General features: G+C 70.9%; 12 protein-coding genes. 3 read left to right on the top strand and 9 right to left on the bottom strand.

The window, feature by feature from the left end:
* Positions 1–20 precede the first annotated feature (20 nt).
* The 4 genes from AB4039_RS07100 to AB4039_RS07085 are packed head-to-tail and all read right to left on the bottom strand — an operon-like array spanning position 21 to position 4,940.
* Positions 21–2,420 (bottom strand): glycoside hydrolase family 65 protein, encoded by a 2,400-nt coding sequence (locus tag AB4039_RS07100; RefSeq protein WP_442270289.1) that lies wholly within the window; start codon positions 2,418–2,420, stop codon positions 21–23.
* Positions 2,417–3,175, bottom strand: a complete 759-nt coding sequence (locus tag AB4039_RS07095; RefSeq protein ID WP_266836985.1) for an HAD-IA family hydrolase — start codon at positions 3,173–3,175, stop codon at positions 2,417–2,419. The genes AB4039_RS07100 and AB4039_RS07095 overlap by 4 nt, the downstream gene beginning before the upstream one ends.
* Positions 3,172–3,858: a pyridoxamine 5'-phosphate oxidase family protein gene (locus AB4039_RS07090; protein WP_266836987.1), complete on the bottom strand. Its 687-nt coding sequence runs from the start codon at positions 3,856–3,858 to the stop codon at positions 3,172–3,174. The genes AB4039_RS07095 and AB4039_RS07090 overlap by 4 nt, the downstream gene beginning before the upstream one ends.
* Positions 3,859–3,863: 5 nt before the next feature.
* On the bottom strand, positions 3,864–4,940 hold the full coding sequence (locus tag AB4039_RS07085; RefSeq protein ID WP_266836989.1) for a zinc-dependent alcohol dehydrogenase family protein: 1,077 nt from the start codon (positions 4,938–4,940) through the stop codon (positions 3,864–3,866).
* 271 nt (positions 4,941–5,211) lie between these two features.
* On the opposite strand from AB4039_RS07085, the gene AB4039_RS07080 reads away from it, so the two are divergent.
* The 3 genes from AB4039_RS07080 to AB4039_RS07070 are packed head-to-tail and all read left to right on the top strand — an operon-like array spanning position 5,212 to position 7,542.
* On the top strand, positions 5,212–6,411 hold the full coding sequence (locus tag AB4039_RS07080) for an MBL fold metallo-hydrolase RNA specificity domain-containing protein (RefSeq protein WP_442270288.1): 1,200 nt from the start codon (positions 5,212–5,214) through the stop codon (positions 6,409–6,411).
* Positions 6,408–6,878 (top strand): cyclic nucleotide-binding domain-containing protein, encoded by a 471-nt coding sequence (locus AB4039_RS07075; RefSeq protein ID WP_442270287.1) that lies wholly within the window; start codon positions 6,408–6,410, stop codon positions 6,876–6,878. Before AB4039_RS07080 ends, AB4039_RS07075 begins: the two co-directional genes overlap by 4 nt.
* Positions 6,879–6,888: 10 nt before the next feature.
* On the top strand, positions 6,889–7,542 hold the full coding sequence (locus AB4039_RS07070; protein ID WP_266836997.1) for a CBS domain-containing protein: 654 nt from the start codon (positions 6,889–6,891) through the stop codon (positions 7,540–7,542).
* Positions 7,543–7,628: 86 nt separating this feature from the next.
* Here the strand turns inward: AB4039_RS07070 and AB4039_RS07065 are convergent, their stop codons facing one another.
* The 5 genes from AB4039_RS07065 to AB4039_RS07045 all read right to left on the bottom strand — a co-directional run bounded on the left by AB4039_RS07065 (position 7,629) and on the right by AB4039_RS07045 (position 15,790).
* Positions 7,629–9,257: a DUF6119 family protein gene (locus tag AB4039_RS07065; RefSeq protein WP_442270286.1), complete on the bottom strand. Its 1,629-nt coding sequence runs from the start codon at positions 9,255–9,257 to the stop codon at positions 7,629–7,631.
* 391 nt (positions 9,258–9,648) lie between these two features.
* A complete protein-coding gene (locus AB4039_RS07060) occupies positions 9,649–10,839 on the bottom strand; it encodes an acyl-CoA dehydrogenase family protein (RefSeq protein WP_266837001.1) in 1,191 nt (396 codons plus the stop codon).
* 152 nt (positions 10,840–10,991) lie between these two features.
* A complete protein-coding gene (locus tag AB4039_RS07055) occupies positions 10,992–12,689 on the bottom strand; it encodes a serine/threonine protein kinase (protein ID WP_266837003.1) in 1,698 nt (565 codons plus the stop codon).
* A 115-nt stretch (positions 12,690–12,804) separates the two neighbouring features.
* A complete protein-coding gene (locus tag AB4039_RS07050; RefSeq protein WP_442270314.1) occupies positions 12,805–14,607 on the bottom strand; it encodes an Ig-like domain-containing protein in 1,803 nt (600 codons plus the stop codon).
* 103 nt (positions 14,608–14,710) lie between these two features.
* Positions 14,711–15,790 (bottom strand): hypothetical protein, encoded by a 1,080-nt coding sequence (locus AB4039_RS07045; RefSeq protein WP_442270285.1) that lies wholly within the window; start codon positions 15,788–15,790, stop codon positions 14,711–14,713.
* Positions 15,791–15,912: the final 122 nt, after the last annotated feature.

Here is a 15,912-nt window from a genome sequence, read left to right as displayed (position 1 = left end):
AGCATGCGGTGGTTGCCCTGTCAGCCCTTGGGGAGCAGGAACCACCGCTCCTGGCTTGCGGCAATACGTTCCTGCCTGTCGCCGGGCAGAACCAAGGGCACCGGGCCCAGGGGCGACGAGGGGACACTGATGCCGAGCCGGCCGGGACGGAACCGGATACGGATGTCCCGGTGCCCCAGGTAGGAGATCGAGAACGAGGAACCGGGCACTTCGGAGAGGGGCACCGGGTCGATGTGCAGGCCGTCGCCGTGGGGCTCGAGCCCGACGATGCCGCGCTCGACGAGGTCGATGGTGCCTCCCATGGCGCCGAGGTGGATCCCTTCACCGGTGGTACCGCCCTGGACGTCGGTGATGTCACTGAGCAGGGCTTCCTGGCAGTAGCGCCAAGCGTCCGGCCCCTGCTCCCGGGCGAGGATCCAGCCGTGGACGAGGCTGCTGAGCGTGGAACCGTGGCAGGTGCGCCGCAGGTAGTAGTCCACCGTACTGCGCCAGAGGCCGTCGTCGAGGCGATGCCCGAGCCGAAGGAACGTTTGTTCGAGTTCTGCGGGGCGGAAGAGGTAGCCGAGCATGAGGGTGTCGGCCTGCTTGGACGCCTGGTAGCGGTTGGGCGTTTCGCCTTCGGCTTCCAGGATGCGGTCCAGGCGGCGGATGTCGTGGTAGCGGGCGCGGTAGCCGTCCCAGTCAAGCTCGGCGAGATCCCCATACCCGTGGAACTGGCTGATCACGTCGCGATGGAACGGCACGTACAGGCGGCGCGAGACGTCCTCCCAGACGGCGAGGTCGTCGGGGCCGATGCCCAGTTGCGTGAGGAGCTCGGCGCGTCGGGCCGCCGGGAGCTCCCCATACAGGTCGAGGGCCCGGGCGAGCACCCACGCCGCGGTGACGTTGGTGTAGGCGTTGTCGTCGATGCCGGGAGCGGTGGCATCTGGGTAGGCATCGTGATACTCGTCCGGTCCGACGACGCCGCGGATCCGGTAGCGGCCGAGGCCGGCGTCCCACGTCGCCGCGTCCGCCCAGAAGCGGGCTATGTGCAGGAGGAGTTCGGCGCCCGGGCCGTGCATGAATCCGGCGTCACCGGTGGCCTGCCCGTACTGCCACACGTTCCAGGCGATGGCCGACCCTACGTGGTGCTGGAGGTGCGAGTGGTCCGGCAGCCAGCGGCCGGAGCGCGGATTGAGGTGCAGCCGCTGCGTCTCCTCGGCGCCGGAACTGCCGCTCTGCCAGGGGAACATGGCTCCCTTCGCGCCCGCCCGGCGGGCGGCCTCCCGGGCCGCGGGGAGCCGTCGGTGCCGGTACATCAACAGGGCGCGGGCGGTCTCGGGGAGGTGGAGGGCGAGGTAGGGCTGGACGAACAGCTCGTCCCAGAAGACGTGGCCCCGGTACGCCTCGCCGTGAAGACCGCGGGCAGGGACGCCGACGTCGAGCTCCGCAGTGTGCGGAGAGAGGGTCTGCAGGACGTGGAAGGCGTGCAGCCGCAGAATCTTGCCGGTCTCGCCGGGGACCTTCAACTCTCCTTCGCTCCAAAGGCGTTGCCAGGATGCCCGGTGGGAGGCCAGCAGGGTGGGGAAGTCCGGGGCATGTGTGGCGTAGTCGATGCTCCGCCGCAGCGGATCGGCCGAGGGACGGTCGAGCGAGGTGCACAGGGCGGCGGTCTTTACGACGACGACCGTGGCGGCCCGCTTGATCGGCAAGACGAATGTCTGCGTGGCGGTGGTGGCTGTGCATGCCCGGCCCACCGGTGCCACAGGACGTGCTGATGTCCGGACTGCGAGCCCGATCCGTACTCGGGAGGTGGTCGTGGTGCAGGACAGCCAGGCGGTGCCCTCCGCCTCCACTCCGGCCCGGTGCTCGACGAGATGCCGCCCGGCCAGGGCGCGGTAGCGCTCGACTCCCGCGTTGGTGACGTCTCCGTCGAGCACGGACTCGATCTCGATCATGCCGCTCCAGCCGTACGCTCTGAACACCGTGTTCTGCGCGGCCAGGTTCGGGTCGCCCATGTGGACGAGGCGGATGTGGGTGACGCCCAAGCGGCGGCCTTCGGCGTCGTGGAAGAGCATGCGGCGGGTGAGCGTGCCGGCGTGCAGGTCCAGCGACACGTGGCTGTGGCGCAGGGTCGGGTGGTCGGGTGTGAGCCAGTCGCCGGCCGGTGCGCCCTCGGGCAGGCAGCGGTATCTCAGGGCGGTCCAGTCCGCCAGCCGGACCATGTCCTCGTTGGAGACGGTTCGTCCGCCGATGGTGGATTCGAGCCGGTTGTAGCAGCCGGCGAGGTAAGTGCCCGGGTAGTGGACGTCGTCGGCGACGCTTTCGGGGGCTGAACCGCGGGTGGCGAAGCGGCCGTTGCCCAGGGTGCACAGGGACTCTACCAGCCGCTCGGTTTTGGGGTCGTAGCGAGGGTACTCCCAGCGCCAGACGCTGGTCACGCGCGTTCGCCTTCGAGTGCGGCGGGCAGCCCGCCGAGGTCCGGGAGGACGAGGTGAGCACCATGTGCGCGCAGGGCGTCCCTCATGCGCGGGTCGTCTTCGCGGTTGAGTCCAACCACGAGGCGGAAACGGCCTCGGTGTCCGGCTTCGACGCCGGCGAGTGCATCCTCCACCACGGCGGTGTGTGCGGGAGTCACGCCGAGGCGGCCGGCAGCTTCGAGGAAGAGGGCAGGGTCGGGTTTGCCTGGCAGGGCGAGTGCGGCCGCGTCCTGGCCGTCCACCAAGGCGTCGAAGTAATTGAGGAGATCTGCGGATTCCAGGAGCGAGCGGGCGTGCCGGGAGGCCGAGACGGCTGCGCACAGGATCGCCTTCTCCCGCAGTTCCCGGAGCGCGGGCCGCACGTCGTCGAAGACACGGACGCCTTCGGTCCGCAGCATCGTGGAGAAGGCTTCCTCCTTGCGGGCGGCGACCGCGTGGACGGTGGCGCACCCTGGCGGATCCTCCGAGCTTCCGGGCGGAAGGTCGATGTGCCGGGCAGTCAGGAATGCGCGCACGCCATCGAGGCGGGAGCGGCCGTCGACCAGGTCCCGGTACTCGCGGACCGCGTCGAACGGGCGCGGTCGTGCACCGGCGCGCGATGGCTGCCACTCGGGGAGGCAGCCATCGAAGGTCTCCTTCCAGGCAGCCGCATGGCGGTCCGCCGTAGCGAGGAGCACTCCGTCGGTGTCGAAGACGACCGCGCGTAGGTCGTTCATGAGTCGTGCACCACGCGACGGCCGGTGATGCGAGCGGGGGTGAGCTTCATCCAGTGGGTGCGCGGGCCGCCGGCCCAGGGCTCGGAGCGGGCCGTGGTGTTGAGGTGTTGAATTTCGTGCTGGTCCGTGACGGCTGCCAGTTCGCCCACCACCAGCACGCTCCAACCAGTGGCGGTCACGTCGTCGATGTTGTCGATCTCGAAGGCGACCTCGGTTCCGGCGGCCCTGGCCGTGACGGCTTCCGCGGAGGTGCGGAAAGCGATGTCGGGTCCTGCGATCAGGTAGTTGACGGGGAGGACGGCGGGGCCGTCGGGGGTGAAGATGGCGATGCGGCCCACGCCGTGCGTGTTCAGCAGGCGCCGGCATTCGGGCTCGTCCAGCGGTACGAGGGTACTGTCGCGCCGGGCGGTGGATCGGCCGGCGACTCGATGGGCGCTGGCGCCGGTCAGGTCGTCGACGGTGAGGCCGAGGGCATCAGCGACGCGAGCGAGGGTGCCAATAGCGGGAGCGGCGGCGTGCTCCTCCAAGTACGCGATGTAGTTACCATCCGCTCCGCACCGCTGGCCCAGTTCCTCGCGGCTAAGACCGAGGGCTTCACGGCGGGCCGCCAGGCGACGGCCCAGGTCGGTGCGTCCGGTCATCTCGCCGGACGACTGCTCCGGGGATCGCGGGATGCTCTTCACGGCGATCACTGCTCCTGGGGCGGTACGGCGACGGTGTCGTGCTGCGGTCCGCCGAGCACGACCTTGAGGGCGCCGGTCTCGCCGGCGCGGGAGAAGACGTCGTACGCCTCTTCCATCTGGTCCAGCTCGAACCGGTGCGTGACCATCGCGGTGCCGGGCAGGCGGCCAGCGGCCATCATGCGCAGCAGCATGGGAGTCGAGTGGGTGTCGACGAGGCCGGTGGTGATGGTGACATCCTTGATCCACAGGTCTTCGAGGTGGAGGACGGCGGGCTTGCCGTGCACGCCGATGTTGGCGACCCGGCCGCCCGGGCGGACCATGCGGGTGCACATCTCGAAGGCTTCGGGCACGCCGACGGCCTCGATGACGACATCCGCGCCGAGCCCGTCTGTGAGGTCCCCCACCAGCTGCTCCGGCTCCTCCTGCGCGCTGACGGTCGCATCGGCCCCGAGGTCCCGCGCAGCTGCCAGGCGGGAAGCCGCGAGGTCGACGGCGAGGATCCGGGACGGGCTGTATAGCTGTGCCGTGGCGATGGCGGCCAGGCCGATGGGGCCGGCGCCGACCACGACGACCGTGTCGCCTGGGCGCACGTTGCCGTTGAGGACACCCACCTCGTACGAGGTCGGGAAGATGTCCGCGAGCAGGACCGCTTCGTGGCTCGCCAGGGCGCTGGGAAGGGGATGGACGGAGAGGTCGGCGAAGGGAACGCGGACGTACTCGGCCTGGGTGCCGTCGATGGTGTGGCCCAGGACCCAGCCGCCTCCTCCGCGGCACTGGCCGTAGTGCCCTTCACGGCAGAAGCGGCAGCGGCCGCACGCGGAGATGCAGGAGATCAGGACGCGGTCACCGGGGCGGACGCTGCGGACATCGCCGCCGGTCTCGACGACGGTCCCCACGGCCTCGTGGCCCAGGATCCGTCCGGGTGTCACCTCGGGGACGTCGCCCTTGATGATGTGCAGGTCGGTGCCGCAGATGGTGACGGCGTCGACCCGGACGATGGCGTCGGCGGCGTCCTTGATCGAGGGGTCCGGGACGTCCTGCCAGGAGGTCTGTCCGGGCCCGTGGAAGACGAGTGCCTTCATGGCGCGGCCTTCTCTCTGTGTGCTGTGCGGGAGGGGGTCACCGTCAGGCTGTGCCTGTGTCCCTCTGTCCCGCTTGGGCCGGTCGGCCCCTACCCGGGACCGGTCGGTCCCCAGCGGAGAGGGCGTTCCGGTGCGACGGTGGAGACAGAGAGGAGTGCTGCTGCCATGTCCCAGTCAGCCCCGTCCCCGTCTCCTGCTTCCGCCCGCCCGGCCCTGCTGAGGTTCCTCGGCGGGGTGCGGACGGTCACCGGCAGCAAGTTCCTGGTCGAGAGTGCTCCGTGACAGCGCCCGCCTCCAGATGGAGGCCGCCGAGCACGCCAACCAGCACGGTTGGTCCAAGCACCGGCCCGCCAAGCCGCTCTACGACGATGACGACATCGACCAAACGGTGAAGTTCTTCGACCCGGTACCGGTGGGCAGTGAGGTCGAGATCATGGCTGGCACGAAGCTGATGCTGCACCACGGGGGTCGCATCCTCGGCTCCGCCTGGGCACACCTGACGCTGGAGGACGGCCATACCCTCGCCGTCAGCGGTGACCTCGGCCGCCCCGGCCACCCGCTCCTTCTGCCACCCGAACCGTTCTCCGGCGCCGATGTCCTGCTGATGGAGTCGACGTACGGCAACCGTCACCATGACCAGGAGAGCGCGAAGCGCGAATTCGCCTCGGTGATCACGCGCGCACTGTCCCGTGGCGGGACGGTCGTCATCCCGGCCTTCGCGATCGACCGCACCGAGGTCGTCCTGCACGAGCTGGCCACCCTGCGCAGCGACGGCACCCTGCCCCGCCACGTACCCGTCTACGTCGACAGCCCCATGGCCCTGGCCGCACTGGACGTCTACCGCGACGCCGTACGAGCCCACTCGCCCGAGCTGCGCCCCGACATCCTCGCCCGCGGCGAGGCGGCGATCAGCCCGGAGCCCTTCCTGGCCGCCCGCACCGTCCAGGAATCGATCGACATCAACAGCACCACCGGACCAGCGATCATCGTCTCGTCCGCCGGGATGGCCACCGGCGGCCGCGTGCTGCACCACCTCCACCGGCTCCTGCCGGACCCGCGCAACGCCGTGGTCATCGTCGGCTTCGCAGCCGCCGGCACCCGCTCCCGCGACCTCGTGGACGGCGCCCGCACGCTCAAGGTGTTCGGCGAATACGTCCCCGTCCGCGCCGAGGTCGCCGACGTCCCGCACTTCTCCGCGCACGCCGACGCCGACCAGATCATCGACTGGCTGCGCTCCGCTCCGCCACCGCACACCACCTACCTGGTCCACGGCGAAGAGACCGCCGCCGAGACCCTCCGGAACCGGATCGACCATGAGCTGGGATGGACGGCCGTCGTACCCAAATCCGGGGAGGCCGTCCTGGTCCGCCGACCCGGGCCGGACGGCCCCGGCGGTGTGCACCGCGCGGCCCTCCCGGGCACGGTGGGCCACCGAGCAGGGTGGATGCGAAGGGTTGGAGGCACTCCATGAGCACCATGCACAGCATCCTCGAAGCGATGGCACCGGAAGCCCGCGAAACCCTGCTCGCCCACTCCCACCAGGTGACATTCCCGGCCGGCACCCGCATCTTCAAGGAGCACCAGCGGGCCGAGGAGTTCTGGATCATTCAGCGCGGCACCGTGGACCTCGACACCCACGTCCCCGGCCACAAGAACGTGGTCGTCGACACCCTCGGCTACGGCGAGCTCCTCGGCTGGTCCTGGATGTTCCCGCCCTACAGCTGGCACCTCGGCGCCACCGCCCCCCACGAGGTGCGCGCCCTGGAGTTCGACGCCGCGGCCGTACGGGAGCTGTGCAACGAGGACTCGGCCGTCGGCCGGTCCGTCTCCACCGCGGTGGCCGCCGTCATCGCCGACCGGCTCGACTCCGCCCGGACCCGCCTCCTCGACCTGTTCGCCCCTCACGGCAGCGGCACCCCGCTCGCCTACGCACGCTGAGGACCCCGCCATGACCTCCACCCCGTACACCGTCGCCGATGTCATGACCACCAAGGTCATCGCCGTCACCCCCTCGACCGGCTTCAAGGACATCGCCACCGCGATGGAGCGGTGGAAGGTGACCGCCCTACCCGTCATCGAGGGCGAGGGCCGCGTCGTCGGCGTGGTCTCCGAGGCCGATCTCCTACCCAAGGAGGAGTTCCACGAGCACCGCCCGGGCCTGATCGAACAGATGCGCCGCCTCGGTGACACCGCCAAGGCCGGCTCCACCCGCGCCGAGAACATGATGACCACCCCGGCCGTCACGATCCGTCCCGACGCCACCCTGCCTCAGGCAGCCCGCCTCATGGCCGACCGGCACATCAAGCGCCTCCCGGTCGTCGACGCCGACGGCACGCTCAAGGGCATCGTCAGCCGCGCCGACCTCCTCAAGGTCTTCCTCCGCACCGACGAAGAACTCGCCACCGAGATTCGCCGCACCGTCGTCGAACGCCTCTTCCCCCTCTCCCACGAAGGCGTCAAGGTCACCGTGGCCCAAGGGAGCGCCACGCTGACCGGCCAGGTCCGCGACGGCAAACTGATCCCCCTGGCCGAACGCCTCACCCACTCCGTCGAGGGCATAGTCGACGTCCACTGCCGACTGGATGCACCGGCCGAGGCCTGAAGTCCGACCGCGGAGCCGTGCCGGGGCGATGCCGCGCAGAGCCCGTGCCAACGAGGAGCGCGGCGACGCAATCAGCAAGCACTGAGTCAGCGCCGGATGGCGATGACCTCGACGTCCGCATTCATGGCGCGTAGCCTCCGCACCGCTTGTAGCAGCGAGACTTGAGCGAAGGCGAAGAGCGAGTCCACGGCAATATCCTCGCCGTCCTTCAGCAGGATGCCGAAGACCACGCGGAGCGTGCCAAAGTCTTGGATAAGGCGGTGGTTTGGACTGTGGGCGGCTACCTGCTTGAGGAACTTGGCTCGTACCTCCGCATCGCTCCGCAAGGTCTCCACAGCGACCACGCCTTGAGCGAAGAGGTGGTTGAGGGGGGCGGTACTCGCCGTGGCCTTCTTGACGCAGATCAGCTGGCTGTCAGGGCCCAAGACGTCGCAGATCTCCAATCCCCCACCCTTGAATTTGCTGGTGCGGACATTCTTCTTGTCGAAGAGGAGGTATCCGTCCTGCTCTGCTGCCCGGTGGTTGAACCAATCTTCATCGTGGGAATCTTGACCGTCTGAGTTGAGCGGTCCCCTCGTCCAGCAGGGCAACGTGACGGTCCGCGGTGCCGCGAAGAGGCTGGTGAGCTCCTCTTCGAGGGTTTCGATGAAACCGGCCCCCACCTCGAACCATTTGCCGTTGCCGTAGAACAGCCGGTCGGGGTTGGCCTGTATGTCAGCTATCAGCCATTCCTTGCCATTGGTGGCGACACCTGCGGGGGTTTGGCAGTCGTCGTCGCTGAACATGGTCACCCGGACGTCAGCGAGTGCCTTGAGTCGCTCGCCTGGCGGCTTGTCCTTCACGAAGGCAAGCAGGTGCCTCAGTTCGAGCTCGCTGGTTTCGATCACCTGGGCTCCGCGTCTGATGCGGAACGCCTGGGCCGAGCTGTGGCTTTCCTGACAGGCGTCGGGAACTCCGGTCGTCAGGCGGGGACTGTCCGGGTCTGCGAGGAGGCCCTCAAGGATCTTCTGGGCTTCGACAGCCTTGCGGCTGCCGTTGTTGAGGGTATGTACCCTGCTGACGAATCGCAGCTGGGGTAGTGGATCGGGCCTTGCACAGACGTCCTCGATCGTCCGCAGGTCGCTGAGGAACTCCTCCAGGCTGGTGGCAAGGGGGAGCTTAATGGTGGCCTGGGAGCATTCGACGCGTACTCGACGTATCCGGCCCGATTCCAATGAGGTCAGCGCCAGCCCACTGACGGTGCCACATATGCGGCGGACGACAGCGCCGAAGCGGTCCAAGCCGAAATCGTCGATGCGTTCGCCGCGCGAGACCGAGTACTCGTCGACCCTGCCACGGCCGTCCATAATCTGGTTGCGGACCTTGATGACTCCGGCGTCGTCGAGGCAGCGGGTTGCGAATTCCAGACCGAACTCGTCGTCGCGGTAGTAGGGGTCCAGCATGTGGTGCCCCACTCCGTAACTCAGCGCGTAGACCCCACGGGCCGTACGCATGATGACTAGGCCGGCTGCAGCGCGATTCCTCTCGTTGACGTTGAGGCCGGTGATGGACTCGAGGGTGTYGCACCAGTCAGCGCGCTCACGAGGCACTCCTCCCGTCATCAGCAGTCCCTCGATGCCTTCACGGGTGAAGTTCCGGGCCTCATAGTCGGCACCGTCAAGGTACCTGTCACGCACGAACTCGCTCAGCTCCCCGGGATGACCTTCGGTCTTCAACCGGTGGAGCGTGGACTTACGGGTGGCGGGTCGGGATCTGCGTGTATTGCCCAAGGTGACCTCCACGCACTTGCAACGCAGGACCTACCAAGAAAGCAGACAGGAGGTGTCCCCGCCACTGAACTGACCACGTGAGTTTCACTCGGGGGCCGGTTGCGCAAAGGTGCCCGTAGAGTCGGCAAGTCCGTCCAACGCTGCTGCCCCAGATCCAGCAAAGCCCTGTCCGACGCCAGGCACCAGCCGCACGCACCCCTTCCCCGGATGGCGACCGTTCTGACGCGCGCCGGGACCGTACGCACGCCAGCTATCCGGCTCAACGAAAGGGTTCGCACGCACGTCCGGTGACAACAACGTCTGTTATGTGCCAACTAACGTTGTGAGTCACACGGGGTCAGCGGCGGACGCGGGGCATGCCCAGGCCGATCCAGGCGATGATCTCGCGCTGGATCTCGTTGTTCCCACCGCCGAAGGTGAAGATCACCGCGCTGCGGTAGCCGCGCTCCAGTTCGCCGTGCAGGACCGCGCCCGCGGAGCCGTCCTTGAGGGAGCCGGCCGCGCCGACCACCTCCATGAGCCAGGCGTACGCGTCCCGGCGCGCCTCGGAGCCGTAGACCTTGACGGCGGAGGCGTCCTGCGGGGTGAGGGTGCCGGACTGGACCGCGTTCACCATCTGCCAGTTGAGCAGTTTCATCGCGTCGAGGCGGGCGTGGGTGCGGGCGAGCCTGCCGCGGACCCAGGTCAGGTCGATGACGCGACGGCCGTCGGCCAGCTTGGTCGCGGCGGCCCAGCGCTGGACGTCGTGCAGGGCGCGGATGGCCATGGTGCCGTGGGCGGCGAGGGTGACGCGTTCGTGGTTGAGCTGGTTGGTGATCAGCCGCCAGCCCTTGTTCTCCTGACCCACGCGGCGGTTCGCGGGGACGCGGATGTCCTCGTAGTGGCTGGCGGTGGTGTCGTGTGAGGCCAGGGTGTTGATGAGGGTGCAGGAGTAGCCGGGGTCGGAGGTCGGCACGAGGAGCATGGTGATGCCCTTGTGCGCGGGGGCGTCCGGGTCGGTGCGGACGGCGAGCCAGACCCAGTCGGCGGTGTCGCCGTTGGTGGTCCAGATCTTCTGGCCGTTCACCACGTAGGTGCCGGTCTCCTCGTCGCCCTCGCGGACGGCCCTGCACTTGAGGGCGGCGAGGTCGGTGCCCGCGTCGGGCTCGCTGTAGCCGATGGCGAAGTCGATCTCGCCGGCGAGGATCCTGGGGAGGAAGTACGCCTTCTGCTCGTCGGTGCCGAACTGCATGAGGGTGGGACCGACGGTGTTCAGAGCCATCAGCGGCAGCGGGACGACGGCCTGCGCGGCCTCGTCGAAGAAGATGAACTGGTCCATGGGCGACATGCCGCGCCCGCCGTACTCCTTCGGCCAGCCGACCCCGAGCCAGCCGTCGGCGCCGAGACGGCGGATGGTCTCCCGGTAGAAGCGCTTCTGCGCGGCCGGGTCCTCGTAGCGGGCGTAGACGTCCTGCGGCACGAGCTCGGCGAAGTAGGCACGCAGCTCGGTGCGCAACTGCTGCTGCTCAGACGTGTATTCGAGGTGCACGGCCCCTCCGGGAGTCTCGCGGTCCAGCCGGTCGGTGTGGTGGCGGCGGCCAGGGTAGAACCCGTTGCAGTAATCCGGAAGGGGTGGTGATGGACCGTCAGGAATGCCGTTGGGCCGGGGAGTCCGGTACGGAACTCCCCGGCCCCCAGCGGCTAACAGGCGGGGGACGAGCCCTTCTGTCCCTTGAGGTCGCGGTTGTACAGCCACCCCGTGGCGTTCGTGCCGTCCACGCGCACGAACGTCCACTGGTTGCCGAACGAGTTGACGATGTAGCACTGGTACCAGAGCTTCGTGCCGTCCTTGACCAGACTGCCCTGCGAGCACTGCTGGTACGGCGCGGCCAGCAGGTGGTGGTCGCCGGAGATGTAGCCGTAGGTGCCCGGCGCCGGGTCCCTGTGGGTCCAGCCGGCGCAGCCCGTCGGTACGGGGCTGGGCTTGGCCGGGGCGGGCGAGGAGCCCTTCGCGGAGGGCGACGGCGAGCCGGCCTTCTTCGAGGCGCTCGCGGACGGCTTCGCCGTGGGTCCGGAGCCGGAGGGCGAGGGGGCCGGGGTCGGCGCGCCCGACTGCCCGCCGGCGACCGGGGAGCCACCGGGCGCCGGGGTCGGAGCCACCGCCTGCGCCCGGTCTTCGCCGTCGCTGCCGCCCGAGGTCACGGCGTAGGTGACCCCGCCGGCGGCGAGTACGGCGACGACCGCCACGGCCATCGCGGCGCGGCCGCGGCGCCGCGCCCGGTCCACGGCCGCCGAGCCGGAATGGCTGACCGTGAACGGCTGACCGGGCGGCGGTCCCTGCGGCGGGAAGCCGGGCTGGGGAGTGGGGGCGTAGGGGTGCGGAAACGATACGCCGCCGGCGTCGAAACCGGCCGGGGGCGGGGGCCCGAAGCCGGGAACGGGCGCGGGGGCGGGCGCCGGAGCCGGCCCGAACGCCGACTGCGCTCCGGGGATCGGGGGGAACGCGGCGGGCGCCGCCTCGGGGGCCGCGCCGCCGCCCGCCGCCACCTGCTCCAGCATCGCGCGCGCCTGGTCGGCGGTGGGCCGGCGCTCCGGCTCCTTCGCCATCAGCGCCCGCAGCACCGGAGTGAGCGGCCCCGCGCGCCGGGGCTCGGGCAGCGGGTCGCCGACGATCGCGGCCAGCGTGGACCACACCGAGGTGCGGCGGAACGGCGAGACGCCCTCCACCGCCGCGTACAGGGTCATCCCGAGCGACCATATGTCGGAGGCCGGGCCGGGTTCCCTGCCCTGCGCGCGCTCCGGCGGCAGGTAGTCGAGCGAGCCGACCAGCTCACCGCTGCGGGTCAGCTTCGCCACGGCGTCGTCGCCGGAGGACTCCATGGTGGCGATGCCGAAGTCCGTGAGGACGACCCGGCCGCCGCGCTCCAGCAGCACGTTGCCCGGCTTCACGTCCCGGTGCAGGACGCCCGCGCGGTGCGCGGCGTCGAGCGCGTCCATCAGCTTGGCGCCGATCGCGGCGGCCTCGTGCGGGTCGAGCGCGCCGCGCCGCGTCACCACCTCGTCGAGCGAGGGGCCGTCGACGAGTTCCATGACGATGACCGGCAGACCCTGCTCGTGCGTCACGTCGTGCACGGTCACGACGCCGCCGTGCCGGATACGGGCGGCGGCCTGCGCCTCGCGCTCCATCCGGGTGCGCAGGTCGGCCAGTTCGGCGTCGCTGGAGTCGGTGTAGGCCCGCAGGACCTTGACGGCGACCTCGCGGGCGAGCAGCTCGTCGACGGCACGGGCGACCACGCCCATGCCGCCGCGGCCGACCACGGAGGTCACCCGGTAGCGTCCCCCGAGCACCTTTCCGATCAGGTCCCCGTCGTTCGCTTCCCCCGCTTGGCCCGCTGGCACCCCATGCTCCGTTCCACGACCGGTCGCCGTCTCGACTCTCTGACGGGGCACAAGCGTAGATGCACCATCCACGGACGGACCGGGCGGCTGCCACCCGCCCCGCGGCAGAGACGGCCTAGCCGTCCTGGCGGCACTGCCCGGTGCGCGGGCCGGTGACGGTGTTCTGCGACTGGAGGAGGGTCGGCGCGTTGCCCTCGCAACGCAGCGGGCCGGTGACGCGGTTGGACCGGAAGGCGGGCGCGGGGTCCACGGACGCCGTGCCCGGGCCGCTGTTGCCGGTGATCCGGACCGGTCCGGTGACCGTGTCGGCCGAGGCTTCGAGGCCGCCGGTGTTCGCGTCGAGGGTCAGCGGACCCCGGACGGTGTTGCCGGCGCAGGCCGTCGCCTCACGGTCGGAACCGATGAGCACCAGGCCGGTGGCCCCCTCCACGGAGACCGGGCCGGTGAGCGCGGACCGGCAGAGGGTGGCGGCGGTGGCGCCCTGGACCGACACCGGTCCGGTGATCGTCGCGTCCGAAGCGGCCAGGGCCCCGCCGGGGCGTACGGTCAGCGGGTCGGTCTGGCTGCCGCCGGCCGCGATGCACAGGGCTTCGCCCGGGGCCACGGTCAGCGGGCCGACGTGCGCGGTGGTGAGGCAGGGGCCGCTGAACCCGACGGTGACCTCGGTGGGCGCCGCCGTCCCGCCCGGGGTGAAGGCCGTGTCGCCGCCGTAGCGTGCGGTGATGGCGTGCGCGGAGGGCTGGAGGGTGCCGGTACGGATGCTCGCGCGACCGCCGTCGAGCGTGGCGGTGCCCAGCGGGGTCGGCCCGTCGAAGAACGTGACCTCCCCGCCGGGGGTTCCGGCGTCCGGGTCGGCCGGGTCGACGGTCGCGGTGAGGGTGACCGGCCGCCCGAACAGCGGGGTCACCGTGTCCGCGGTCACCGTGACCGAGGCTCCGTACCGGAAGGAGACGACCGCCTTGCCGTTGCCGTGGTGGACGCCCCCGGTGAGGGTTGCGCCGATGGCCGTCGGGGCCGCGAAGCCGCTGCCCCCGCCGCCGCCGGCCCCGTAGAGTTCCCCGGGCCTGCCGCCGCCGGAGCCGCCGCCACCGGCGAAGTAGCCGCCGCCACCGCCACCCCCGCCGTTGCCGCCGCCACCGCCGTTGCCGCCGGAGCCACCGCTTCCGGGGTTGGGCCGGCTGGTGTACTGGTCGATGTCGCTGCCCGCGGCGCCGGGTGCCCCGACCGCGGAGTTGCGGCTTCCGCCCACCCCGTGGGCGGACTGGGTTCCGCCGCCGCCCGCGAGGCCGGACCCGTCGGGGCCGCCGCCCTGGCCGCCGGGCTCCCCTTCGGGCCCGCCGCCGTCGCCGCCGTGCAGCAGCGGCCCGCCGTTGCCCGCGCCACCGCCGCCGCCTGCCACCAGGATCCGGTCGGCGGGGCCGAAGGCCCCCGTACGCAGGTCGCTGGCGCCGCCGCCGGAACCGCCGCCGCCGTGGGCGCCGCCGCCGCCGGAGCCGTGGCCGGTGCCGCCGGGGCGGGCGAACTCGCCGTGCCTGGAGGTGCCGGAGCTCCCGACTCCGCCGATGGTGATCTGGAGGGCCTGGCCCGCCACGACCGGCAGTTCTGCGCGGGTTTCGCCGCCCAGTCCGCCGGGTGCCCCGGCGTTCGGGGGGCTGGGGAGGACGAAGCCGGCCGCGCTGCCGCCCTCGGCGCCGAAGAGGTCGACCGTCACCGCGGTCACCCCGGCCGGGACGGTGAAGGTGTCCGTGCCGACGGCGGTGTAGGTGCAGGTGGGCGACGCGGCGGTGAAGGCGCCGCCGGCGCCGCAGGGGGTGACGGCGCCCGGCGCCGCAGGTTCGGCCGTCGCGGGCAGCGGCGCCATCACGGCGGCCAGCAGGCCTGCGGCTCCTGCCACCTTCAGGATCTTCGATCGGTACATGCTCAACTCGGTTCCAGACGACGGTACTCGGGAGATGGGACGTGCGGGGCCCCAGCCGGGGCGCGACCGTGGCCCCGGCTGCGGCAACCGTGCTGCGGGTGGATCAGACGCCGTCGTCGGCGCACAGCGCCCATGCGTCGGAGTAGGTGCCCGGGGAGCTGCCTCCCCCGGTGTGGGTGGTCGCCGACCAGTACGAGGCCGTGGTGGTCCCGTCCGCGACCGGGTTGCCGCCGGAGTCGCTGGGGTAGCTGCCGTTGAGGTGGTCGCCCGGGGAACCGGGCCCGGTGAAGTTCGTGGTCGTGACGCCGCCTCCGCTGATCGCGGCGCCGCCGCCGATCAGCTTTCCGTCCCCGCCCGCGCAGCCGACCGTCACGGTCTGGCCCGCGGTCGCGGCGGTGGGGCCGCTCACCTCGCTGTGGCGGACCTTCACGGTCGCGCCACTGATGTTGATGTTGTTGCCGCTGCAGATGGCGTACGCGTACGTGGTGTTGTCGGTGTTGCCGCCGCCGCCGTTCCAGCCGACGCCGCTCCAGGAGTCGGGGTTGGTCTCACCGTCGGCCGCGGCCTTCTGACCGTAGCCGTGGGCGGAGTTGTTGAAGGTGGGGAAACTCGCGATGGGCTTGAGGCTGCCGATGACGGCGGGGGTGATGCGGGCTCCGCCGCCGAGCAGGCGGGTGTTGGCCGGGCAGGTCGCGGTGACGAGCCCGACGGTCGAGCTGGTGGTGGGTCCTGCCAGCTTGTTCATCACCACCTGGGTGTGGCTGATCAGGCTGCTGCTGAAGCACATGGCGTACGGGGTGCTGGAGAAGGAGGCGTTGACCGCGCCGCCGCTGCCGCCGATGCCGAGCCAGTGGGTCACGTCGGTGCCCACCACGCCCGTGGAGCCGGTGTACTCGGTGCTTCCGTCGGGGCTCGGCGAAGTGCCGTTGATCTTGTTGCCGTTGGAGGACGACCCGGTGCCGATGGCCTGGTTGATGCCGCCGCCGGAGACCAGGCCGCTCGCACACGCGGCGTCGGTGGAGATCTCGGAGAAGGCGGCGGCCGGCCCTGACGTGGCGCCGGGTGTCTTCACCGTCGCGCCGGCCGTATTGGCGTAGGCGGTGCCGGGGACCGCCAGGGCCAGCAGGGCGGCCACGGTCAGCGCCTTGCCCGCGACGGGACGTCGCAGAAGGAACTTTCGCACGGTTTCTCCCTTTCGGAGAGGAGTCTCGGGCGGCCGGGGCCGCACGTGAGCAGCACCGTTCCCCGGACTGGGTCCGGCTCGGCGCTGGGAGGGTGTGATCGGGTGGTCTGCACGGCGGAGCG

This window comes from Streptomyces sp. M-16 (assembly GCF_052114405.1).
Classification (GTDB): domain Bacteria; phylum Actinomycetota; class Actinomycetes; order Streptomycetales; family Streptomycetaceae; genus Streptomyces.
This window is presented reverse-complemented; position numbering and strand designations above follow the sequence as displayed.

What these genes read in the sequence shown, in the direction of transcription:
- AB4039_RS07095 (WP_266836985.1), bottom strand. Translation starts at nt 3,175, where the DNA reads ATGAACGACCTACGCGCGGTCGTCTTCGACACCGACGGAGTGCTCCTC.
- AB4039_RS07085 (WP_266836989.1), bottom strand. Translation starts at nt 4,940, where the DNA reads ATGAAGGCACTCGTCTTCCACGGGCCCGGACAGACCTCCTGGCAGGAC.
- AB4039_RS07075 (WP_442270287.1), top strand. Translation starts at nt 6,408, where the DNA reads ATGAGCACCATGCACAGCATCCTCGAAGCGATGGCACCGGAAGCCCGC.
- AB4039_RS07070 (WP_266836997.1), top strand. Translation starts at nt 6,889, where the DNA reads ATGACCTCCACCCCGTACACCGTCGCCGATGTCATGACCACCAAGGTC.
- AB4039_RS07050 (WP_442270314.1), bottom strand. Translation starts at nt 14,607, where the DNA reads ATGTACCGATCGAAGATCCTGAAGGTGGCAGGAGCCGCAGGCCTGCTG.